The organism is Nitrosospira sp. NRS527 (assembly GCF_018406445.1).
Lineage (GTDB): Bacteria > Pseudomonadota > Gammaproteobacteria > Burkholderiales > Nitrosomonadaceae > Nitrosospira > Nitrosospira briensis.
Window position 1 is genome coordinate 2,663,602 of sequence record NZ_AP024515.1, and the last position, 24,031, is coordinate 2,687,632.

21 protein-coding genes are annotated in these 24,031 nt (G+C 53.6%); 7 read left to right on the plus strand and 14 right to left on the minus strand.

Annotated elements, in window-relative coordinates; all coding sequences use genetic code 11:
• Positions 1-9: 9 nt before the first annotated feature.
• On the plus strand, positions 10-1,539 hold the full coding sequence (locus tag KJS40_RS11915; RefSeq protein WP_213538009.1) for a D-alanyl-D-alanine carboxypeptidase/D-alanyl-D-alanine-endopeptidase: 1,530 nt from the start codon (positions 10-12) through the stop codon (positions 1,537-1,539).
• A gap of 167 nt (positions 1,540-1,706) precedes the next feature.
• Here KJS40_RS11915 and trpE read toward each other — a convergent pair whose 3' ends face one another.
• The 3 genes from trpE to rpe all read right to left on the minus strand — a co-directional run bounded on the left by trpE (position 1,707) and on the right by rpe (position 4,950).
• On the minus strand, positions 1,707-3,191 hold the full coding sequence (gene trpE / locus KJS40_RS11920; RefSeq protein WP_213538010.1) for an anthranilate synthase component I: 1,485 nt from the start codon (positions 3,189-3,191) through the stop codon (positions 1,707-1,709).
• Between the two features lie 128 nt (positions 3,192-3,319).
• A complete protein-coding gene (locus KJS40_RS11925) occupies positions 3,320-3,973 on the minus strand; it encodes a phosphoglycolate phosphatase (RefSeq protein ID WP_213539840.1) in 654 nt (217 codons plus the stop codon).
• Between the two features lie 293 nt (positions 3,974-4,266).
• Entirely contained in the window at positions 4,267-4,950 is a 684-nt protein-coding gene (gene rpe / locus KJS40_RS11930; RefSeq protein WP_025041673.1) for a ribulose-phosphate 3-epimerase, read from the minus strand.
• Positions 4,951-5,115: 165 nt separating this feature from the next.
• Between rpe and apaG the strand changes: the two genes are divergently transcribed.
• Positions 5,116-5,499: a Co2+/Mg2+ efflux protein ApaG gene (gene apaG / locus KJS40_RS11935; RefSeq protein WP_213538011.1), complete on the plus strand. Its 384-nt coding sequence runs from the start codon at positions 5,116-5,118 to the stop codon at positions 5,497-5,499.
• Positions 5,500-5,666: 167 nt separating this feature from the next.
• Here apaG and KJS40_RS11940 read toward each other — a convergent pair whose 3' ends face one another.
• From KJS40_RS11940 to ndk, 9 genes are all read right to left on the minus strand, one after another.
• Positions 5,667-5,891, minus strand: a complete 225-nt coding sequence (locus KJS40_RS11940) for a hypothetical protein (protein ID WP_213538012.1) — start codon at positions 5,889-5,891, stop codon at positions 5,667-5,669.
• Between the two features lie 77 nt (positions 5,892-5,968).
• On the minus strand, positions 5,969-7,369 hold the full coding sequence (der, locus tag KJS40_RS11945) for a ribosome biogenesis GTPase Der (protein WP_107729751.1): 1,401 nt from the start codon (positions 7,367-7,369) through the stop codon (positions 5,969-5,971).
• A gap of 107 nt (positions 7,370-7,476) precedes the next feature.
• The gene (gene bamB / locus KJS40_RS11950; protein WP_213538016.1) at positions 7,477-8,856 is read right to left on the minus strand and encodes an outer membrane protein assembly factor BamB; all 1,380 of its coding nucleotides are present in this window, start codon (positions 8,854-8,856) and stop codon (positions 7,477-7,479) included.
• A gap of 142 nt (positions 8,857-8,998) precedes the next feature.
• On the minus strand, positions 8,999-9,625 hold the full coding sequence (locus tag KJS40_RS11955) for a tetratricopeptide repeat protein (protein ID WP_213538018.1): 627 nt from the start codon (positions 9,623-9,625) through the stop codon (positions 8,999-9,001).
• A gap of 47 nt (positions 9,626-9,672) precedes the next feature.
• Positions 9,673-10,950, minus strand: coding sequence for a histidine--tRNA ligase (gene hisS / locus KJS40_RS11960; RefSeq protein WP_213538020.1), 1,278 nt, complete (start codon positions 10,948-10,950; stop codon positions 9,673-9,675).
• Entirely contained in the window at positions 10,940-12,184 is a 1,245-nt protein-coding gene (gene ispG, locus KJS40_RS11965; protein WP_107729494.1) for a flavodoxin-dependent (E)-4-hydroxy-3-methylbut-2-enyl-diphosphate synthase, read from the minus strand. The genes hisS and ispG overlap by 11 nt, the downstream gene beginning before the upstream one ends.
• A gap of 39 nt (positions 12,185-12,223) precedes the next feature.
• Positions 12,224-13,237, minus strand: coding sequence for a RodZ domain-containing protein (locus tag KJS40_RS11970; protein WP_213538022.1), 1,014 nt, complete (start codon positions 13,235-13,237; stop codon positions 12,224-12,226).
• Positions 13,238-13,334: 97 nt separating this feature from the next.
• The gene (gene rlmN / locus KJS40_RS11975; RefSeq protein WP_213538024.1) at positions 13,335-14,432 is read right to left on the minus strand and encodes a 23S rRNA (adenine(2503)-C(2))-methyltransferase RlmN; all 1,098 of its coding nucleotides are present in this window, start codon (positions 14,430-14,432) and stop codon (positions 13,335-13,337) included.
• Positions 14,433-14,450: 18 nt separating this feature from the next.
• Positions 14,451-14,876, minus strand: a complete 426-nt coding sequence (ndk, locus tag KJS40_RS11980; RefSeq protein WP_025041681.1) for a nucleoside-diphosphate kinase — start codon at positions 14,874-14,876, stop codon at positions 14,451-14,453.
• Positions 14,877-16,026: 1,150 nt separating this feature from the next.
• Between ndk and KJS40_RS11985 the strand changes: the two genes are divergently transcribed.
• The 3 genes from KJS40_RS11985 to KJS40_RS11995 all read left to right on the plus strand — a co-directional run bounded on the left by KJS40_RS11985 (position 16,027) and on the right by KJS40_RS11995 (position 18,233).
• Positions 16,027-17,094, plus strand: a complete 1,068-nt coding sequence (locus KJS40_RS11985) for a DUF6733 family protein (protein ID WP_244859587.1) — start codon at positions 16,027-16,029, stop codon at positions 17,092-17,094.
• 105 nt (positions 17,095-17,199) lie between these two features.
• Positions 17,200-17,340, plus strand: a complete 141-nt coding sequence (locus KJS40_RS11990; protein ID WP_213538028.1) for a hypothetical protein — start codon at positions 17,200-17,202, stop codon at positions 17,338-17,340.
• Positions 17,337-18,233, plus strand: a complete 897-nt coding sequence (locus KJS40_RS11995) for a hypothetical protein (protein ID WP_213538030.1) — start codon at positions 17,337-17,339, stop codon at positions 18,231-18,233. The genes KJS40_RS11990 and KJS40_RS11995 overlap by 4 nt, the downstream gene beginning before the upstream one ends.
• Positions 18,234-18,490: 257 nt before the next feature.
• On the opposite strand, the gene KJS40_RS12000 is transcribed toward KJS40_RS11995, so the two are convergent.
• Complete coding sequence (locus KJS40_RS12000; RefSeq protein WP_213538032.1) at positions 18,491-21,106, minus strand: EAL domain-containing protein; 2,616 nt, start codon at positions 21,104-21,106, stop codon at positions 18,491-18,493.
• 602 nt (positions 21,107-21,708) lie between these two features.
• Between KJS40_RS12000 and epsA the strand changes: the two genes are divergently transcribed.
• Positions 21,709-22,473 (plus strand): XrtB/PEP-CTERM-associated transcriptional regulator EpsA, encoded by a 765-nt coding sequence (gene epsA, locus KJS40_RS12005; protein WP_244859588.1) that lies wholly within the window; start codon positions 21,709-21,711, stop codon positions 22,471-22,473.
• Between the two features lie 516 nt (positions 22,474-22,989).
• Entirely contained in the window at positions 22,990-23,541 is a 552-nt protein-coding gene (locus KJS40_RS12010; protein ID WP_213538038.1) for a PEP-CTERM sorting domain-containing protein, read from the plus strand.
• Positions 23,542-23,651: 110 nt separating this feature from the next.
• Here the strand turns inward: KJS40_RS12010 and KJS40_RS12015 are convergent, their stop codons facing one another.
• Positions 23,652-23,852 carry a hypothetical protein gene (locus tag KJS40_RS12015; RefSeq protein ID WP_025041687.1) on the minus strand — a complete coding sequence of 67 codons (201 nt, stop codon included), beginning with the start codon at positions 23,850-23,852 and terminating at the stop codon, positions 23,652-23,654.
• Positions 23,853-24,031: the final 179 nt, after the last annotated feature.

A 24,031-nucleotide genomic window follows, 5' to 3' on the forward strand; every position in this document is an offset into this window, starting at 1 on the left:
CGTAGATAAATGAAAATTCTGCATCAGCATGTACTTGCTGCTCTGTGTTTCATATCAGCCGCCGTGCCGTTGTCCGCGTCGTCTCAAAATCTGCCGGCATCTGTCGATAGAGCGCTTAAGCAAGCACGGATTCCCGAGTCTGCAATTGGTGTTTACGTTCACGAAATCGGCGCGAGCAAGCCGCTGCTATCCGTTAATGGCAACGCGGGGATGAATCCGGCATCGGTGATGAAGCTTGTCACTACTTTTGCCGGGTTGGAACTGCTGGGCCCGGCTTATACCTGGAACACGGAGTCGTACGCCAGCGGAATAGTGGAGGATGGCACGCTGCGCGGCGATCTGGTGATCAAGGGTTACGGGGATCCCAAGCTGAATCTCGAAAATTTCTGGCTGCTCACGCGACGCCTGCGCCAGACGGGATTACGCGAAATTACCGGTGACCTGGTACTGGATAGCAGTCATTTCGATCTGCCCAACGGCGACCCTGCGGCCTTCGATGGCAAACCCTACCGCGCTTACAACGTCCTCCCCGAAGCGCTGCTGGTAAACTACCGGACGCTGGCACTGCGCCTGATTCCTCAGCCTGGAAGCAAAACCGTTCGGATTGTTGTCGATCCACTGCCGGCCTCGCTGGACCTTCAAAATAACCTAAAGCTTACCAATGGCCCATGCAGCGAATGGCGCGACGCGCTCGGTACCGATATTCGTACCGCCGTCAAGGACAACGGTCGCGTATCGGTCCTGCTCAACGGGAATTATTCCAGTGATTGCGGCGAAAAAACCCTGTTTCTCAGCGTACACGATAACGCACACTATATCTTCAGCCTTTTTCGGCACTTATGGGAGGAACAGGGCGGAGTATTTCGTGGCAAGGTAAGAACGGGCGCGGCGCCGGAAGGAATACCGCCACTTGAAATTCATCAATCCCCTCCGCTTACGGACATTGTTCGCGACATCAATAAATTCAGCAACAATACCGCCGCACGGCAACTGTATCTTGCACTCGGGTTGACTACCGGTCTTCCGACTGATATGGCTGGAGGCGTGTCTACAGAGGCCGCTGCCGGCGAAAGTATCAGCGCAACCAACGGTACGGGTGACAGTAAATATAAGCCGCGCGCGACACTGGCGAAGTCGAACGCGGCGATTCAACGATGGCTCGGGTCCAAACGGTTGAGTTTCCCCGAACTGATCATGGAAAATGGTTCGGGATTATCCCGCAACGAACGCATCAGTGCTCGTCACCTGGGAGAGCTTCTACTCGCGGCATTCCAAAGCCCGGCAATGCCCGAGTTCATCTCCTCCCTGCCGATCGCGGCGGTGGACGGCACCATGAAGAAACGGCTGAACGGCAGCGCCACGGCAGGCCAGGCCCATATCAAGACCGGCCTGCTCGAAGGGGTGAAAACCATGGCCGGCTATGTGCTTGAAAAATCGGGCAGGCGCGTGGTCGTGGTTTTTCTAGTCAATCATCCCAGGTCGGGAAATGCTCAGCCCGCCATGGATGCGCTGCTGGAATGGGCTTATGAAAGGCAGTGACGGCGACTGATTAATCTGCTGCGAGAATACGAGGAAGTCAGTTTGATTCACGGCTACCTGCATCGCCACCCTGACTGCGATGGCTCTGCCGCAAGCACATGAACAAGCCCGACCGTCGGCAACGCATCCGGTGTCATCCGCTGTGGCGCGGCAGATGACATCACATTCTATTCAATCTTGCTATCCAGACCCGCTTCTGCGATCTCCGCCGCACGCAGTAGTGCCTTGGCTTTGTTCTGCGTCTCTATCCATTCACTTCGCGGAATGGAATCGGCAACGATACCGGCACCCGCCTGCACATACAACGTACCATCCTTGACGACACCGGTGCGAATGGCAATAGCCAGATCCATATCACCATTGAATCCCAGATAACCGACGGCGCCGGCGTAAATTCCACGTTTCGAAACTTCCAGCTCATCAATAATTTCCATTGCCCGCACCTTGGGAGCACCACTTACAGTTCCCGCCGGGAAGGTGGCACGCAGTACATCCATTGCGTTCAGGCCGGGCTTGAGCTTGCCCTCTACATTGGAAACGATATGCATAACGTGAGAATAGCGCTCGATCTGCATGTTCTCGGTGACTTTTACCGTGCCGGTCTGCGCAACGCGCCCGACATCGTTACGCCCCAGATCCATCAGCATCACGTGCTCCGCACGTTCTTTCGGGTCGGCCAGTAGATCGGCTGCCAGCGCCGCATCTTCCTGTACGGTTTTTCCGCGTGGGCGGGTACCGGCGATGGGACGCGCCGTCACGGTTTCACCTTCGAGCCGCACCAGAATCTCGGGCGAGGCGCCTACCACGTGAAAACCGCCGAGATGATAATAAAACATATATGGCGATGGATTGAGGCTGCGAAGCGCGCGGTAAAGTGCCAGCGGTGAAGCGCCATAAGGCTTGCTGGTGCGCTGCGATAGCACTACCTGCATAACGTCGCCATCGAAAATATAACGCTTGGCGCGCTCCACTGCCGCAATAAAATCCGTTTCGTTGAATTCCGAGACAGCCTCACCGGATGGATATGATGCTTCCGTCGGAATCTCCACAGGCTTGCGCAGATTCGCTAACAGTTCTTTCAGGCGTTTCCTGGCGGCAAGGTATGTGCCGGCCACGCCTGGGTCAGCGTAAACGATAAGGTAGAGCTTGCCGGAAAGGTTATCCACGACCGCCAGTTCTTCGGATAGCAGCAGTAATATATCCGGCGTATCGAGCCTATCGGGGCGGACACCGGGGTGAACGTCACCGGCCAGCTTGCGCTCGATATATCGCACCGTATCATATGCGAAGTAGCCCGCGAGCCCCCCGCAGAAGCGCGGTAAAGCGGCGTATGGCGCCGCCTTGAAATCCGACAGATAGGATTCGACGAACGACAGCGGATCATCCACCTCGATTTCTCGCAGTCCTGCACTATGGATAAGGCTGATGTGGTTGCCGCGTGCCTCGATGCGGGTGGAAGCGGGCAAGCCGATAAATGAATATCGCCCGAAACGTTCACCACCCTGCACCGATTCCAGCAAATATGAATACGGGCGATTGGCAAGCTTCAGATAAACAGACAGGGGTGTGTCGAAATCGGCAACGGTTTCCAGCACTATTGGAATGCGGTTGTAGCCTTGTATTGCAAGATCGTTGAATTCAGCTTCCGTCATGATCTACTCCGAAAAAAACAGAAAAAGAAAGAATGCACAGCGGGATCAAGCACGCCAGCGGGCAAAGGCCTGGCGCCAAGGCCACCAGGCGGTGCCTGCGCATCTCCCAATTTCAGTTTTTTTGTCTATCATGACAATTTCCGGATCAGCCTCGTTGCCTCGTAAAGCGACGAAACCACTGCGTCGCAATCGAGTTCATGCACATCCCGCCCTTCGTTGTAACCGTATGGCACGCAAAAGATGTGGCAATCCGCCGCGCGCGCTGCTTGCGCATCGTTCAAGGAGTCCCCAATCAGCAGCATTTCACGCGGCTGAATTCCAAAGTGCTTGCAGGCATGCAGCAGAGGCATGGGGTCGGGTTTTTTTTTGGGCAGGCTATCGCCTGAAACGACAATATCGAAAAAACCGAACAATCCGGTCGCACGAAGCAGCGGCAAGGTGAAGACTTCAGCTTTATTAGTTACGCAAGCCAGACCAAAACCGCTTTCGCGCAAGGCATTCAACCCTTCCAATACACCCGGATAGGCCTGCGTATCATTGCACAGCGCTCTCGCGTATTCGCGCTCATATATCGGCATCGCTCTGCCAAGCAATTCTGCGTCAGGTTCGCCGTCAATACTTCCGGTAAGAGAACGTTTCACTAATTTCTCTACGCCTTTGCCGATGTAGGACTGGATGGTTTCCAGCGGAAGCTCCGCTTTGCCCAGTTCCCTCAGCATCATGTTGGCAGCGGTGGCCAAGTCCCGCGCTGTATCGAGAAGGGTGCCGTCCAGGTCGATCATCACGGCCTTGATTGGCAGGGGAAATTCTATTTCAACTTCAGAGGCATCCGCAATCGGAGAAAAACTTTTGTTCACGCGTGTTATTCCTATTAGTCGATATGATCATGTTGCACGAAAACGCTGGGAACTCATGAATTCTGAGTGCTCCCCCTGATTGGAGCAGGATCACACAGCTTTGGCATAACCCGCTGCCTCATTGTCAACCATGCTGGGCCAGAATGCAGCCTCGGCACGCGCCTGAGGCGTGGATCATTTTCAGCATTCAGCGGGTTTTCTGCCTTTAAAAGCTGTTGTCAAGCCTTTGCCAGCTCTGCGCGTAAAGCGGCCACTATCGAATCATAGCGATGCGGATCGCTGTCCCTGCCTGCGCCGTAAATAGCGGAACCGGCAACGAAAGTATCAGCACCCGCGCGAGCAATTTCGGCGATGTTGTCCACCTTTACCCCACCATCGATTTCAAGCAGGATTTTCTTCCCTGACTCATCAATGCGCTTGCGCACCGCCTTGAGTTTTTCCAATGCTTCGGGAATGAATTGCTGTCCGCCGAAACCGGGATTGACCGACATTATCAGTACCAGATCCAGTTTTTCGAGTACATGGTCAAGATAATTCAATGGTGTGGCAGGGTTGAATACCAGGCCCGCCTTGCAACCCTGTTCCTTGATAAGTCCGATAGTACGATCAATATGGCGGGAGGCTTCTGGATGAAACGAAATGATATTGGCGCCTGCCTTGGCGAAGTCAGGAATAATACGATCCACCGGCTCAACCATCAGATGCACATCGATAACCGCGTCCGTCAGCGGACGGATCGCGCTGCATACCAGTGGACCAATGGTAAGATTGGGCACGTAGTGATTATCCATCACATCGAAGTGAATAAAATCCGCGCCGGAATCGATAACAGCGGTGATCTCCTCGCCCAACTTGGCAAAGTTTGCGGAAAGAATGCTTGGGGCGATGCGATAATTAGCCATGAAGGGCTTCCTTGTAAACAAAAAACTGGATTTTAACCGTAAATGGCCGCTTGACGCTAACAGCTTCAGCCGTTAAACCCCCACTCTCCTCGAATTTGGTCAGCCCGGACAATTTTATAATGCGTCACCCTTGCCGTCAGGTGAAAAATAGTGTGCAATGCGGTTATGGCTGAAAGCACAAAATACGAAATTATGGTAAAGGTCCACACGACCTATCTTCCGGAGCAATCGGACGAGGCACTCGATCGGTATGTGTTCGCCTATACGATCGTCCTATCCAATACCGGCACAGTCCCGGCACAGCTGATAAGCCGGCATTGGATTATCGCGGATGGGAGCGGCGGTGTGCAGGAGGTGCGGGGTCTCGGCGTAGTAGGTGAGCAACCGCTGCTGAAGCCCGGGGACAGCTTTGAGTATACGAGCGGTACTGCCATTTCGACACCAGTTGGATCGATGAAAGGGAGTTATCAGATGGTGGCTGAAGACGGCCTTCGTTTTGACGCACCGATTCCGGAATTCATCTTGAGCGTGCCGAGGATATTGCATTAGATATCGTGACACAGCCTAGCGAGCCTTGGCGCATGCGACGAGAACGAGGCATTATTCTGTAACCCCTCATGCTCTACTGAAACCTGGAGCGAAATCGATAATCCTAAATCCGGTAGTTGACCGCTCATTTAATATATTAGTGTCATGATTAATAACAATATTTCATATTAATTGACGCTCACCTTCCGGGTGAGGGCGCTACGGAGAGAATTGCACAGTTTTTGCGGCACATGGCTGCGTTGCAACTTCTTGGAATGGAACGGCGCCGCGAAGCGGGGATCGGGCAGCGCAGGGGATGCCGCGATCGCATTCCACACGCAAGGGGCGCCCGCATCCCGCTTCGGGGTCGCACCTTCCTGCGGAAGGCACTGCTCCGCCCTGCGCGGTCGCATTCCGCGTCGTTGCGCCTTGCCCTGCACCCCAAAAAAACCGCACACTTCACCCCGTCCAACTACCGGATTTAGGATAATTATCCATATTTCTTTCGGCCGTATCTGCGGCGGCGATGCGCTTGCTTTGCTTCCGCCTCGCTGAGAGGTGCCGGGCTTTTCCCGGCGTAGGGATTATGTCCGGTCTTGAATTCCACCCGTAACGGCGTACCCTCGAGCTTGAAAGTCTCGCGAAACATATTTTCAAGATAACGCTGATAGGTTTGGGGCACATGATCGAGGGACCTGCCATGGATCACGATCAAAGGCGGATTCGAACCACCCTGATGCGCGTAACGCAGTTTTGGACGAGACATGCCTGCGCGCGGCGGTGGCTGTCTCTCTACCGCCGCCATCAGGACACGGGTGAGTTTGGGGGTGGATAGCTGCGCCATCGCGGCGGCATAGGCGGCGTCAATTGATGGGAGCAATCCTTTTAAACCGGTGCCACGTAATGCCGAGATGTAGTGGAACTTCGCGAAACTCACCAGGAAAGGCAGTTTTCGGGCGATTTCGCTCTTGATGGTGTCGCGTTGATACTCGCTCAGGCCATCCCACTTGTTAATTGCCAGCACCAGCGCGCGGCCCGCTTCCAGAATAAACCCAGCGATGTGTGCATCCTGGTCCGAAATTTCGCTGCTCGCGTCGAGGACCAGTACGACCACATTGGCATCTTCTACCGCTTGTAGGGTTTTCACTACCGAAAACTTCTCCACCGCCTCGAGCACTTTGCCGCGACGGCGCAAACCGGCTGTGTCGATCAGCGTATACGCGCGACCGTTACGGTCGAAATCGATATAGATGCTGTTACGCGTCGTACCCGGCTGATCGAAGGCGATGACCCGCTCCTCCCCCAGCATGGTATTCACCAGCGTTGACTTCCCGACGTTGGGGCGCCCGACAATGGCGATTTTCGGATGCTTGTCTTTTGTTTCGTCCGCTTGCGGCGGGGGAAAATGCAGCAGGGCCAGTTCAACCAGATCATTGACATTGTCGCCATGGATGGCGGAAATGGCGCATGGATCGCCCACACCCAGTTCGTGAAACTCGGCGGTAACGACAGAAGACGCCATGCCTTCGGTTTTATTTACCACCAGTATGACTTTGCGCCCCGTTTTGCGCAGTTGCTCCGCAATGATTCTATCTTGCGGCGCCAGGCCCAGCCTGCCGTCGACGATGAACAGGACCATGTCAGCCTCATCGATCGCCTGTCGCGTCTGCTTGGCCATTTCATGCAGGATACCCTCCGTCGCCATTGGCTCGAAACCACCCGTATCAACAACGAGATAAGGCTTATCCCCCAGCCTGCCGTGGCCGTAGTGGCGATCTCGTGTCAATCCTGGAATATCCGCCACAATCGCGTCGCGACTACGAGTCAAGCGGTTGAAGAGCGTTGATTTCCCGACATTGGGACGGCCGACCAGCACAAGAGTAGGTTTCATGATAGTGATTTTCCGAAAAAAGCCGATTCCTTCTCCCTTTTACATTTCTTCTGTAAAAAGGGGTTTTTCCGGATTTCTACTCCTGCTCGTTGATAGTAATTCACTGACTACGGCGTACAGAATGGAAGCATTGCGCAGAGAAATTGGCTTTGCGGTGATCGCAGTATCGAAGATGACTGGCCGGGCAACAGTGGTGGCGCCGCCATCGATTCCGTGCCGAATGCATAAATTCCGCCCTTCAGGGTTTGTACCGCAAAACCATCAGGTAGCGGCACCGGACGGGTAACGATGGCGCCCTCGTCAGTGAGGGATCGCGCAACGATGGCGCCGTTGTCGTTTCTGATGAGATTCACATATCCTAACGAATCTCCCACCACGATGCGAGCCTCGCGAACGAGCGGCTGAGACAATCGGATTCCATCCAGCAGACTCTGCGTCCAGATGCGGGTGCCGTCCGTTTTATCGTAAGCCACCAGCGCACCTCTATTCTCGCTTACGTAAAGGTAATGGTTATCCATGGCGAGGCCGGCATTGCTTGATACATCCTGCGCCCAAATCTGATTACCGGTCGTAATTTCGAAGCAAGCAACACGTCCCTGATAGGCGACAGCGCATACCTGCTTCTCATCCGTTACCGGCAAACTGGTGACATCGGCGATCCGCTCCAACTCGGACGCGCCTTTTGGTCGTGCTACAGCGGCTTCCCAGTTTACACTGCCGGTGGATGAATTTATCGCCACAAGCTTACCTCCTGGGAAACCGGCATAGACGGTGTCATGCGAGATCAGAACGCCCGCAAAACTTCGCACGGTCAACGATGGGGTGGCGCCCTGGTAAATCCACTTGCGCTTGCCGCTGCTCGCCTCCAGGCTGAAGATTCTGCCGTCTCCCGTACGAATCACTACCATACCGTTTGCCGCATGCGGTGGGCTTAGCACCTCGGTGGATACCTGTGCCTTCCATAACCGATTACCGCTTTTCTCATCGAACGCCAGAACTTCGCCCTTGAAGGTTCCAACCAGCAACAGGCCTTCACCCGTGCCAACGCCGCCAGACAATTTGTGTTTCGTATCGATAACGCCCGACGCTTTGCCCGTCGTCGCGTTAAAACGCACGAGAAGACCATTCGTGCTGGCTACATATAACGTACCGTTTTCGAATGCTGGCAGAAATACCGCCGCCTGGCCTTCTTCGACGCCAGCCTTCCATAACGTGCGAGCGGGCGGAATGACCTCCAATTGAGCAATCTGCTCCGGACTCATCTGAGGCGCCTTGCCGACGAACAATTCGGTGAAGCCGGAAATATCGATATCCGCCAGGCTGCTTGCCAGGTCACGGCCCATATCTATCATGCCAGCGCATCCGGTAAGCACGAATGACGACGTCAGCAGCAGAAAGCACCGCCGAATGGCATCAGCTATCCTGGCGCGCCTCTGAATGAGTCTTCCGCGGAGCGCCACCATGGGTATCAATTTGCTTGGGGACATTTTTGAGATTTACAATAAGAAATGATTGCGCGTCGACGGGTGGCCCGGCCATCATTTCCTTGAGGGGTCAGAATGTGCCATCGACGCCTCATCTTCGATGATTTGTTCTGATTTTATTGAAAGCTCAAATTACCTGCAGATTTCACAAAGCGTCCAGTTTCATTTGAACGATATTGTGATACGTACCTTGCCTGCCCATCTTGTCGATCGCTATTTGATAAGCGGCACGCGCTTCGGCAACTTTGCCTGCGTTGGCGAGCAGATCGCCTTTAAGATCGGCATAGAGTCCATCAAAAGATTCGCCGTGCCCGGCCTCCAGCAGACGCAGGCCGTCATCGTATTTTTTTTCATCCAGCAGGATGCTTGCCAACCGTAGCCGCACCAGGTCTTTCAATTCCTCTTCCTTCGAATTATCCAGCACCCACTGCAAACGGCTTTTTGCATTTTGCAAATCGCCGGCGTCCAGGCTGGCCTGCGCAGAGATCAGTGCTGCGCGCGATGCATAACCGCTGCTGGCAAACCCCGCCATTACCAAACCAGCCGCATCGCTGATTTTTTTGGCATCCCCGCTCCCCTGAACCTGCAGCAGCGAATCGTACAATTCCACCGCCTGGTCAGTCTGTTGCCCCTGGTAGTAATTCCACGCCTGCACACCCGCTATGCTCGCGACAAAAACGGCCATGACCACGATTACCTGCGTGCCATATACGCGCCACCACGTCTTCAGGTCCTCTATGTTCTCTTGTTCTTCCGGATCATATGTTGCCATTTAGCTTCCCGAATTAATAATTTGCTTTCTTGATTCCTACTTTCCCATCAGCTCGCTTCGAGCAGGTCCGCCGCTTCCGCGAGCCCGACCCTTACCTGCTCAGCCGCTTCACGCAACGGCTTGATGCTTATTTCGCCGGCTTGCGCTTCGTCGTCACCAATGATGATGGCAAAACGCGCCCCGCTGGCATCCGCTTTTCTCATCTGGACTTTGAAGCTGCCATCTCCACAATGCAAAATTGCCTTGAGCCCTCTGTCCCGTAAGTACCTGACGGTTTTCCAGGCAAATCCATCCGCAATTTCGCCACGATGTATCACGTAAGCATCCGGTACGGAATGCGGTATGTCGCCCGCACTTTCCATCGATATCAACGCCAGCACGCGCTCCACCCCCAGTGCAAAACCGCACGCCGGTGCCGCCGAAGCAGCCCTTCCGCCGATCTGTTCCACCAATCCGTCATAACGTCCGCCGGCACATACTGCGCCTTGTGCACCAAGCTTGCCGGTTATCCACTCGAACACGGTACGGTTGTAATAATCCAGGCCCCTCACCAGCCTCGGATTGATCTCGAAATCGACACCTTGATCGCGCAGCAGTCGCTGCAACCCCTCGAAATGCGCCAGCGAATCCTCATCCAGGTCATCCAGTAATCGCGGCGCGCCGTCGATAACCTCTCTCATTTCAGCATTCTTGCTGTCGAGTATCCGTAACGGATTGCTGTGCAACCGCCTGCGAGCATCGTCATCGAGCTTGCCCAGATGCCGCTCCAGGTATCCGATCAATCGAGACCTGTGCACGGTGCGGGACGCGGCGCTTCCAAGCGTGCCGATTTCCAGGCGCAGATTGGAAATACCCAATCTTTTCCATAATTCCGCACACATTATTATGAGTTCGGCATCAATATCCGGACCGGCGTAACCCAGCGCTTCGGCGCCTACCTGATGGAATTGGCGGTAACGGCCTTTTTGAGGACGCTCATGGCGAAACATCGCGCCCGAATAATACAGTCGTTGCGAACCCGCATAGAGCAGGTTATGTTCCAGCACTGCACGCACACAGGAAGCGGTTCCCTCGGGACGCAGCGTCAGGCTGTCGCCGTTCAGCTGATCGGAAAAAGAATACATCTCTTTCTCGACGATGTCCGTTACCGCACCAATCGACCTCACGAACAAGTCGGTCTGCTCGACAATTGGCATGCGGATGTTCCGGTAACCAAAAGCCGCCATACAGTCATGCACGACTTGCTCGAAAAACTCCCACAGGTATATCTGATCGGGCAGGATGTCATTCATCCCGCGGATGGCTTGCAGCGTTCTACTGGACATCGACCGTTTTCTTCGGATATTTCATCTGCACGTATTCATCGACGATCTGGCGAAACTCTCCCGCGATATTATCGCCTTTCAAGGTCACCGACTTCTGCCCATCCACGTAAACCGGCGCAACCGGCCTTTCTCCCGATCCGGGCAGGCTGATGCCGATGTTGGCATGCTTGCTTTCGCCGGGGCCGTTGACCACACATCCCATCACAGCCAGCGTCATGTTTTCCACGCCATCGTATTCTTCGCGCCATACCAGCATCTGGCTGCGCACGTAGCCCTGGATACTTTCAGCCAGTTCCTGGAAATAGGTGCTGGTGGTGCGGCCGCAACCGGGGCATGCCGCGACCAGAGGCACAAATGCACGCAGCCCCGTGGTCTGCAGGATTTCCTGGGCAACGATGACTTCACGTGAGCGGTCACCGCCGGGCTCAGGTGTAAGCGATATGCGTATGGTGTCGCCTATGCCTTGCAAAAGCAGCACGGATAGCGCGGCGGTGGAAGCAACGATTCCTTTGGAACCCATGCCCGCTTCCGTCAATCCCAGATGCAGGGCATAGTCGCATCGCGCTGCGAGGTCACGGTAAACGGTGATCAAATCACGCACGCCACTCATCTTGCAGGACAATATAATCCTGTCGCGCCCCAACCCAATCTCTTCCGCCCTGGCCGCGCTTTCCAGCGCAGAGGTGATCAACGCCTCATGCATCACGAGCGACGCGTCCTTCGGATCAGAGGAACGCGCGTTCTCATCCATCATGCGCACCAGCAGCTCCGGGTCAAGGCTACCCCAGTTGACGCCGATACGCACCGGCTTGTCATATTTACAGGCTGTTTCTATCAGAATGGAGAATTGCTCGTCGCGCTTCTTTCCATGCCCGACATTACCGGGATTGATACGGTACTTTGCCAGCGCCTTCGCACAACCGGGGTAGTCGGTTACCAGCTTGTGGCCGTTGAAATGGAAGTCGCCTATCAGCGGCACGTGACAATCCATGTCATCAAGGCGCGCCCGGATAGCCGGCACCGCTTTCGCGGCGGCTGGGGTATTGACGGTAATACGCACCAACTCGGATCCCGCGCGCGCGAGTTGCGCCACCTGTACCGCGGTGGCGACTTCATTTTCGGTATCGGTGTTGGTCATGGATTGCACCACCACCGGTGCACCACCACCAATCCTGATCTTATCCACGTAAACACCCACACTGTTTCGACGTGGAGGAAAAGTATTTTGAGACATAGTCATGATAAGTATGAGAATCTTATAAATGTTGAAATTCTATTCGAGTGACAACCGCGCCGTTCCACCATAGGCGTTGGTATAAGGCGCCAGATCAACCGGCTTGTTATTGTAGACCAGCTTGACCTCAGCCGCGTTCCCGATCGTCAGGAAGAATGGCGGCGTACCTTGCAGAACATGCTCGGTGCCCCGGGGGCTGATCCGTGAAAGGAGCAATCTGCCTCTGCCATCTTTGACTTCGGTCCATGATTCTCCCGCAAATATCAAGCGAATACCGTTCGCTCCGTCATTCGCGACTGGAGAGGCAACGGCCGTATTCGTCGATTGACTCGCCGACCCTGCGGAAACCGCGTTCGCCGGTTCAGGCGCGGCGGCCGCCGGAGCGGCTTGCCGCGCCGGTGGCGGAGACAAAACGAGCGCAGGGGCGGGAGCAGGAAGCTGCGCAGCACTTTCTTTCTCGCCTGCTGCGGCTTCCTCGGCAGGCGAGACAACGCCACCCTCGCCGCTTGGCGTTACGCCAGGGGATTGAAGTTGCGACGGCTCGGTTGCTTCCTCAACCCCAGTTCCGGTTTCACTGCTCACATTGGGCTGCTTGCCGATATTAGCAATATTAGCCTCGTTACCACGATAAATTTCATATATCAGCAGCAGCAACGCCAGAATGATCACACCCGCGATAATCAGGTTGCGACTTCCAGATTTCTGCTTCGAAGGAAACGGAACACCTTCGATCTGATAGGTAATGGTTTGAGGGGCAGACGGCGGAAGCGACTGATCCAATTGTTGCAATAACGGTGCGGCATCCATCTGCAACAGCTTGGCGTAATTGCGTACGAATCCGCGCGCAAATGTTCCACCCGCCAGCTTGTCGTAGTCATCCTCCTCAAGCGCCGTAACCTGTCGCACCGCCAAACGCAATTGCCGCGCCACATCCTCGATGCTCAAGCCACGCGCCACTCGTTCCGCTCGCAATAATTCGCCCACGCCCGTTTCAGTCCGGGCTGGCTTTTCGTCCGCCCCAGGGGTGATGTCTCCGTTATCAGGCGCGTCCATTACTCGAATCCGTCATTGTGCCAACCTTGCCCCTTATTCGGAAATCAGCTCTATAACTGTATACGAATGATGCCTGTAGAAATCCGTCGAGTCTGCGTCATCTTGCCACTTCCATCGATCCGCGGCTCCCCCGTCGGGTTTTATCATGGACTTTTCCCGCCAACTGACCGCACGCAGCGGCAATATCGTCGCCGCGCGTCTTGCGTACCGTGGTTACCAACCCGGCCTGCATCAACACATCCCGAAACGAGGATACCGCTCCCGGCAATGAGCGCTTGTAACCGGAATTCGGAAACGGATTGAACGGAATCAGGTTGAACTTGCAAGGCGTATGCCGTACCAACTGAACCAATTCACGTGCATGAGCCACACTATCGTTAATCCCATCCAGCATGACGTATTCAAAAGTAACGAAATCTCTGGGTGCGGATTGAAGGTAGCGCTCGCATGCCGCCAGCAATTCCTTGATAGGGTACTTTTTATTGATTGGCACCAACTGGTCGCGCAGCGCATCGTTGGGCGCATGCAAGGATACCGCCAGCGCCACCGGGCAACGCTCCCGCAACCGGTCCATGGCGGGTATCAAGCCTGACGTACTTACCGTTACGCGCCGCCGCGAAAGCCCATAGGCGTTATCGTCCAGCATCAGGTCGAGCGCAGTCACGACATTTTCAAAATTGGCCAGGGGCTCGCCCATCCCCATCATTACTACATTCGTCACAGCCCGATCCCGGACCGACTCGCCGCCGAACGCTCCCGCCAGCGCTTTATTTGCCCACCACAACTGGCCGATGATTTCCGATACCGTCAAATTCCGGTTGAATCCCTGCCTGCCGGTAGAGCAAAAGGTACACGCCAGCGCGCAACCAACCTGACTGGAAATGCACAGCGTCCCACGGTTGGCTTCAGGTATGTAAACTGTCTCGATTCCATTATCCGCACCCACTGACAACAGCCATTTGCGGGTGCCGTCGGCAGCGGCATGATCGCTGATAACGTGCGGGGACTCGATCACGGCGGTTGCAGCAAGCTTATCGCGCAATTCTTTCGCCAGGTCGCTCATGCCACCAAAATCCGCCTGGCCACATCGGTGTATCCAGCGCAGCAACTGCCTGGCGCGAAACGGCTTCTCGCCAATTTCCGTAAAAAAACCGGCGAGCCCTTTCGCATCGAAATCGAGAAGATTAACGCTCATAGCCGAGCTATAATTTTCCTACCGGGAATAAATGTTGAGTTGCGGAAAAAAATAGGAAATTTCGTTTGCCGCAGTTTCCGGCGCGTCGGAACCATGCACGGCATTGGCATCGATACTATCGGCGAAATCCGCACGGATAGTACCACTCTCGGCTTTTTTCGGATCCGTCGCGCCCATCAGTTCCCGGTTCTTGCCGATCGCACCTTCGCCCTCGAGCACCTGCACCATCACCGGCCCCGAAATCATGAACTTCACCAGATCGCTGAAAAATGGGCGGCTGCGATGCACTGCGTAAAAGCCTTCCGCATCGGCCTGCGACAGGTGCAGCATGCGCGCCGCGATTATTTTCAATCCCTTGCTTTCAAAGCGGGAATAGATTTCGCCAATCACGTTTTTAGCAACTGCATCAGGTTTGATGATAGACAAAGTTCTCTCGACAGCCATTAAATACTCCACTAAATTAAGAAATTAAAGCGTATTTTAACAAAAAACCCGCCCTTACGCCGGTAAATCGGAAGACCACCGACTGACTTGGCGATGCCCTGGAATAAATAACGGATCAGTTGAAAAACGATTTTTGCATCTACGCTGATGCCAGATGGCTTCGAGATCGATTGCTGATGCCAGAATGAAGGCACATTGCCTTATCCAGCGCGCGACCATTCCCTCCCAGCGGATAAGAGCCGATTATCGGACCATGTGAAGGGGAGAATCTCCTGATTGAAAATTCAAATTAATTATACCGGTTTGGTCATAGGCGGCAATGCGGAAATCTCCCGGGCCAAAATAGCGAATAAGACTTATGACACAACGCAAGCCGCTTTCGCATGCCCGCTGGATCTGCGGGCTACCAAAGTTTAAATCATTCCATCTTGAGGCGAACGTCGACATGTTGACGGTTCCCGTTATATACCCCTGATCGCTGATACCTCTACGGGTCGAGGAGGTATTTCAGGAGCAACCACGGTACTTCGACTGTGCCTCAAACTTGAGGTTTTCCGGTAACCAACACAACCCGGCTGATTTCGCGCCCGCAAAACTGGCCAATCCGGTTTCTTGAGCTTCGTCAGCGTACCGATCTTCGGGGAAACCACCTCTGCCACGACTTCAACGATGAGGTCTTTGCCGACAATCGACACGTAACTGCAAGCGACGGGTTTCCATCAGTCGGTCATGCTCAGATCAAGCTCGCGGGCCCACGCATGTTATCGCCGCCGCGAACGTGCTCTCACGGCCTGAAATCGTATTTACCGCAGCCGAAGCGCGCTCATATCGCATTCATAGTCCATCCAGTTAACCCTTCAGTTGTCCGGCCGATCGCAATGCTCGGCGTGGTAATGCATTGATGCCATTGCATCCCGGTTGATCTCAATGCGTTCTCGGCAAATTCAATTTCACCAAAAAAAAATAAAATATTCATTTAATCTTCACATAAACCTCACATATAATTCACATCTACTTCACATATTAATCACATAAATTTCACAAACGTGATGAAATCTGAAGTAAATATCTCCAACACACAAAAAGAAAGTGAATAGAAATGTCACCAAAATTGGGATCAGATAGGAGTAATGGAAGTGCAATAACTCGTATGAAAAAACGTTTTGGTCTTTTTCTGTTTCTTGCAACCGCCTGTATGTCATCCGCTGTATTTGCGCAAACAGACAACGAACTAAGGAAGAGGCTGGAAACCCTGGAGGCCAGGATTATGGAGCTGGAAGGACGCCTGGAGGCTAAGGGCGGCCATGGTACCGAAATCGGAAGTCAGGGCTTAGATAGGGAAAATTCCCGTGATGACGCAATCTTGAAGCAGGGCTCCCCCGCCGCGCTTACGCGAGTAAATCACAAGCCTGAGAAAAAACCAGAAACCTTGAAGATCCCGGTTGCAGACCTGGAAGGAATCCCTGAGGATAAGGGCTGGCATGATACCGAACGCGAAGGTCACCACTTTGGCAAGAAAAAATTTCACGGTGGCGTGACCTTGAAACAGGATGCATTTTTTGGTTTCCAGACCATACTCGATGCGGGTTATGCAGTTACGGACAATATCGACTTTACCTTTTATAGCTGGCTCTGGACCAGCCCCAATTTCGGCCGCAGCCGGGTGATTTCCGGTCCGCAGGGTACCCAGGTGGATGCCGGTGGCAATGGACTCTGGACTGAAGTCGGCATGGGTTTGAATTTTCGCTTTCTCAATGACGCATTAACCATCAATCCCCAGATCGGCATGCTGAATGGCGCCCTGCTCTCCAGTCGGGTCGTCGGCAGGGGTATCCGGGCTGCGGAAGGTGTGGTGCCCAGCATGACGCTTACCTACGATGACGATTTTGTAACCGGGCAGATGTATCTTGCCTACTATCTGGCCATTCGCGATGAGCGGGCGAGGGACTTTATCCATAACTGGATCAACGTCGGCATCAAGCCCGCGATGTTCAATTTTAAAAACGTACCGGTCAGTTCCATTGGCGTTCATTGGGAACACCTGCGATTTCATAAAGACCGAATCGAAGGAAATACCGGGACGGTTTACAACTGGATAGGCCCCTATATCGAGTTTGCACTGCCCATGAGCATTGCCCTGCGCTTCGCGGCGGGCGCCGATCTCAAAGGCGAAGTGTCCAAGGAATTTTATCAGGCCAGTATCAAGCTCCATTTTTAAAGTTGTAGGCCGAACGGGCGAGTGGGCGAATGGACTGCTCAGTGAAGACCATCGGGTAGATTTCGCGCGGGTACAAGATCTGGCAGATCCATACCGCGGATGAGCATGGTTATTACATTTGCCCCGCTGTCTATACACCCCGCATTGACTATGGAAGGTCTCGATAGCGATGCGGTGCGCATCGACATGCGCAGCTGTGACGAGCAACTGCCAAGCCATTGGCGGAAGGAAGGACGGGAAACATGACCAAATTCAGGCAGGCACAAACGGCTCAGGTGCAGGCAGCCGACCTGGTGCGCCAGGTCGGCCCCGGCGTCCACGCCGGGATCACCGGTCTTGGGGCCGAATGGCGACTCCCGCAACTGGAGATGCGGGAGAGTACAGATCATATGACAAGCACGGAGCTACAAGCCGTGATAGCAGAACTGCGGCCGCCGGATGTATGCGATCTGGTGGAGCGCGACCACGAGATACTGGCGGCCCGTCAGGCCTGTGATTCGTTGGCGGAGCAGTTGCGGCAGGCCAGGATGGATGAAGCGAAGGCAAGCCATCAGATGGACAATTGGCGATATGCTCATCCGTTTCGGGCCTTAATTCATGATCTCGGACTGATGCCATCCAGATCTCTTGCCGGACTCGAAGAGATCAGGGCCGGAGCCGAGACAGAAGTACTAAAGCTGGCCTCGCGTATTCATGACGCCGCGGAGCATGCCGCGAACAGGGGAAACGAGATTGAGGCTCGTATACGGCTGGAACAGGCGCCGGTGCGTGAGTATATGGCCGAACTGGAGCATCTCAAACGGCAGAAGGCTGAGAGGGAAACGGCCGCGCGGTGGCAAACACAAGAGTTGGACGCTACCCTGGTAGCGTTCACAACGCATGCGCTCAAGCGCGAGATGAGAGCTTATGGCTACGGCGATGCCGGTACTCACTGGCAAGCCTTGCCCGAATCGTTGCGCATCACCATTGACAACTTCAACCGGTTGCCCAGAGAGGCGCGGCCGGCAGTATTGGAGGAAGATGCAAAAAAACTCACGCAAGAGCTATGCCTGGGCGAGAAACAGAGCCAAGATCAGGGAAATATGCCGCTGACCATGGCAAGCCAGGGTGCACGACGTAGCAGCTGGCGTGATCTGTAACAGCGGGCAAGTCCATCTTGAATCTTTCGCGGGCTCGAAATTATGGTGTTCAGGAATGTGATTCGGATCAACGCCATGCCTGTCCTGGGCAAGTATCTATTTGGGCGAGGCCGTCGGTCGCGATTCTTACCGGCAAACCGCGCGCTCATCTTCATGGGCCGTGCTATCGCCATCACTTCGAAATTCGGATTATGAGCGGCATAGACCCATCCTGACACCTATAGTCAGGATGTTACCTGGCAATCCTGTTGTGCCGGTTACATCAACACGGATCGATTTGCCTCACTTTGAGCTTCATTCATAAATTTCTCGAATCTATCTGCCGGCAGCGGTTCGGAGAACAGATTGCCCTGCCCGTAATCGCACCCGGCGAGAGCCAGAAGGTCGCGCTGTTCCGACGTCTCTATGCCTTCAGCGATCACTTTTATCCCCAGCTTATGTGCCATCACAATGATGGCCTCGCATAGGGCCAGATCATCGGAATCCGGAGCCAGGCTTTGTACAAAGGATTGGTCTATCTTCAGGTGATCGATGTCGAATTTCTTGAGATAACTCAAGGAGGAATAACCGGTTCCAAAATCATCCATGGAAACCTCGATGCCTGCCTCCCTGAAGCTACGCAGCTTCGAGGTAACGTCTGGGCTGACGTCCATCAGCAAACCTTCAGTAATCTCGATGGCGATACTTTGCCCGGGCAACTCCAGTTCCTGTAAAAAATCAAGCCATGGCTTGTGGAGATCGACATTCTTGCGAAACTGCACGGGAGAAGTATTGATGCTGATCTGAAATGGAGCAGAGTGCGATGCACGCCAAACCTTGGCTTGCTGCGCTGCCATCCGAAATACCCAGTCGCCGATATCGATGATCATTCCGGTTTCTTCCGCGATGGAAATAAAATCGACGGGGCTTACGAGGCCGAGCTTTGGGTGGTGCCAGCGCAACAATGCTTCAGCCTTATGGACTCGCCCGGTTTCGAATTCCACGATGGGCTGATAGTGCAGTTGAAGCTGGTTGCCAGCCAGCGCGCTACGCAAGTCGCCGGCCAGGCGCATACGGATCTGTGCAGCTTCCTGCAGTGTATGGGTGAAGTAGCTAAAGCAGTTCCGGCCCTTGTTCTTGGCCGCATACATGGCTTGATCGGCGTTCCTTACCAGGGATTCCGCGCCGGCGCCGTCATGCGGGTAAAACGTCACGCCGATACTGGCTGACACATAGGCTATCTCATCCCCTAGTTTGAACGGTTCGGACATCCTGTGCAGGATGTCCCGGATGACACGATTGATACTGATGAGGCTTTTTAGCGACCCCAGGATCACGGTGAATTCATCCCCCCCAAGTCGCGCTACCTGATCGACGCCGCGAACGCAACTGCTCAGACGCCACGCCGCTTCCTTGAGCAAAAGATCGCCAACGTTATGTCCGTAGACGTCATTGACCGCTTTGAAATTGTCCAGATCCAGAAGAATCAAAGCTATCGATGATCCAAAGCGATCCGCTTTCTTGATTTCCTGCTTCAGCTGATTATGGAACATATGGCGGTTGGGCAGACTCGTCAGGGGATCGAAGTTGGCTTGCTGCCAGATCAGTTCTTCCGATTTCTTCTTCGCAGTGATGTCCGAGAATAAGGTTACCCATCGGTGTACCGAACCGTCGTCATTGTAGATGGCATTCATCGTGCGCCACTCGATGTAGACATCCTTGTTCTTGCGCCGGCCTTCCATTTCTCCCTCCCAATAGCCGTTGGCCACGAGGGAGGTTTTCATTGCCAAAAGGGAAAACTCTCCTTGAAGACCGGCATTCAGAATGTCGGAACTCTGCCCCACGATTTCGTCTGACGTATAGCCTGTCACCCTGGTAAAGGCCGGGTTTACGGTGACGATGATATTTTTGGCATCGGTCACTATCATTGCCTCGCTGCTATTCTCAAATATCGCGATAGCCTGACGCATGGATTCCTCGGTTTCCTCTCGCTTGCCGATATCCTGCTCGATTGCCAAAGCCATGGAGTTGAACGCACTGCCGAGCTCGGCCAGTTCGTTATGCGTTTCAATATGGCAGCGGGCAGCGTAATCGCCTTGTGCAATATTCATTACCTCGCTACGGAGTTGGGCCAATGGAAGCAGAACTGCGCGGCGAGCATAGAAAATCGTAGCAGCGATGGCAAGCATCGCGATAACGATGAGCGTCATTACTACCAGAATGTGGCGATGCAGGCGAGCAAGGCCATCCTTTACTTCCGCTTGTGTTCGTGTATCGAGCAAATTGGTAAATTGCCGGATAGGCGCGATGACGGCGGCTTTTTCGGCGAAGTAGCGTTCCCCGAACAAAAGGTCGATGGAAAGATGCCGTTCAGGTGACCAGTGGATTGTGAGCTTATCCTTGCTACGTGCCTGTATCTCATCCACCGCGGCGATTGCCTGTTTCTCCAGTATGGATAATTTATCGGACTTTATTTTGGCTTCCCACAGCAGGGCAGTCTCCTGCTTGTCGAGACCTTCGTTACGCATCATCTCGAACAAGGAAACAGGCTTGCCCAGCTCAGCACCGGAACTTTTTCCCACATCCGCAAGATGCCAGTAGGTGTTGGGATAATTTTGCAGGCGCGGCTTGATACCTTCCCGGATATCGAGAATATCGAAAAAATAATGCTTATAAATCGGATTTCCTGTGGTTACGTATGTGCGGGCCATGCGCGTGAGGTCTTCAGAGCTTTGAAACAACTCACCGGCAAGCAGCAAAGAGCGATAGCGGTGATCCTCACTGGAGGCGACCTCATCGCGGATACCCAACGCCTGAAAAACCATTATTCCAATTGCACAAAGAAGCAGCATCAGGATGACAGTGAACAGCTTGGTAAAAAAACCAATTCTCATGAAATCATCCCCCACCTCGTCAAATTAGGTATTTGCAACTTTTGCCATCTTGTTTTCTTGCATCGCAGGTGTTGTATGTAACGAAGCATGAGCATACCCCGCCGCTCATATCTAAGCTGCATGGACAATAACGGCTGCAATGCAGGACTACTAAAGCCGATGGGTAAATTTACCCCAAAGACGAGAATGATCACCTGCCGTCACGAAATTTCGCGTCCGAGTGTTCAGGCAGTAACTCTTGTCCCCCAGCCGCCATCCATCCACATTGGTGGTTGCGCCTCAATAGCCCAGGTCCCGCAATACCGGCCGTACCACGCCTGCGGAAGGCGCAATGACGAGCATGCGCCATGACTCGTCGGTATTTCTTACAATATGTGAAGTCAGCGCGGATTTATTTATTATCCATTTGATCCAACAGGTATTTTTTTTCTGGAATGATTTTTGCTTAACAAGGAGTACTTACTCATTTCGGTATTTCATTCGATTACCTGACATAGGCAGATTCAGCGCAAATGGTTATTCCTTCCCCATTCTCTTTTCCTTCCTCGCTCTCCGATGAGCATCTGGAACGGTACTTCCGGGTTATACGGGAAGGAATAGCTGTGCAGAGCCATTCCGACCTGTTGAGGTGGCTGCAGGGGGAAATACAGCATTATCTTCCCCATGAAATCATGCTCGCGGTCTGGAATGATGCTGGCACGAACTCTCTTCGACATGACCTTGTTTCTGTATTGCCCGGCGTCAGAACCGAGCATTTACATTCGGAAAATCTTTTGGCCTTGCAACGGGGACTGTATAGCTGCTGGGTCGAATTGGGCAAGGCGCCCTATCGATTAAGCCTCGGCGCGTGTGGTTTTCGATTTGGAGACCGTGGGCCGCTATGCGCTTTTCGCGAAGCATTGCACGACATGCGGTCTTTGCTCGTACACGGCATCAGCGACGAGCGCGGAGGCCAGGATTGCCTCTATGTAATATTCAGCTCGACCGGCAACCTCAACGATTCCCCGCTGGGCGCAATGGAAAACCTGCTGCCTTATCTTGACACTGCATTGCGCCGGGTCCAGCCCCTGGCTCGCCGGAATAGCCCTGCGCCATCCCCGGCAGATGCGCCGCAAAACAGCGAAAGTTACGGGCTGAGCACGCGTGAAGTCGAAATACTGGATTGGGTCAGGGCGGGCAAAACGAATGCCGAGATTGCCTCCATCCTGACGATCAGCATTTATACAGTTAAAAATCATTTGCGGCGCATCTTCAAGAAGCTGGATGTTTACAACCGGGTGCAGGCCATTTCCAAGACTGGCCCGGCACAAATAGCTGAAGCCGGTTCGGAGCTTTCCCTTCAGTCCGTTTCGACTTCAAAACACTAAAGCCCATGCGACACCAAGTATTGAACCTGAATCCGGCAGTCCGCTTGCAGCTTATGGACAAGGGTCATTCATCATCCCGCCCAACCAACAACCTATTTGGCTATTTGGCCTCTGCTTCGCCATCGGTCTGCATCAAACCTTTCTCCAGCGGTCCAATGGGTCTTGTTCTATGGCTCTTAAGCATGGTCAATAGCGCTAGAGAGCTATCGCAATCAACCCGTCGGGCTATTTCATCTTCCTGCTTTTATGCCAATAATAACAACTGAAGCAATGGGTTTAGCTCGAGAGCCCCCATAGAGTAAACCGGTGGTCTTCTCGCTGGACCGGACGACGCTGCGCAGCGCCGGATCGCTCATGGTGCGGAGCGGCTCATGGGACGTCTCTGCTGACAGCACTTGACGTGAAAGGATTACGAAAAACCAAAAACCCTGGGTAGCACCTGATCGGAATTATTTCTGCACATGCTTGAAATATTACGCAAACCCTGCAACTGAAAAATTTAGGAGATAAAATAAAATGAACAAAAAAAATAAATTCTTTTCCACGATACTCGCAACACTGGTTGGCACGGCTATCTGGATACCGTCTGCACAAGCAGCGTTCATACTTGATACTAAAATAGGAGAGGCTCTCCTTAAAAACTCCGGAGATGCGACTGAGCTTGCCGCCATGAAAGCTGCGGCCGGCAACGACAATCTGATACTAGATCTCAAGGTTAACTCGTTCACCGCTTACGAGAATGGTGCAGGTTCAGGTGAATGGTACCTGGATATCAACCCGGACACGCCAGGTTATTTTCTTTTGAAATTTGGTACTGGTAGCGACAAAGATATAGCGAATACTTATTTCTTTCAAAATATCGGGGAAATGACAAAACTGGTATGGTCCAATGAACAGGTGGGACTCCTTTCCGGAGGGAGTGCCGGTGGCAATATTGGTAGGCTAAGTCATTACACAACGTTTGACCCCACGTTTCACCAAACTGGCGAGATCCCGGAACCGGCAACCCTTGCCTTGGTTGGGCTCGGCCTTTTCGCTATCGGAGCCATACGCAGGCGTAAATCATAAAGCTCGTGGAATGCACGGAACAGACCCGCTTCGGCGGGTTTTTTGTTATCGCAGATCCCGCCGAACCTTGTAGAACTTACCAAAGCGCAAAGCAATTCGGGCCGCTTCAGCTATTGCCTATCGATCCATGCGCGAGCTTCCACGCCAGCAGCTTCACCCGCCTGGTCCTGATCAGACAGAGGTTCGACAAAGCTTTCATAAACAACGATTCCTTTGTCATCAAGAATCCTGTAACGGCCATTCCAGAGACCGGTGGTATCGTCGTGATCGGCACCGGCAACAATACTGTATCCTTTATAATTGGCGTTCATATCCTCTCCATAAGTAGTAAGTGTATGAAGAAATAATAGTCAGGTTTCACTGAAATATCCATGCTCAAAATGAATACTTGCCTCTGTGGCCAGTCGCATCATTGCGGCAGCCGTTTTCTGCCTCGACTCTATTACAGTCTCAATTGAAGGACTTTCGCATTTGGAAGGTAACGGGAGTG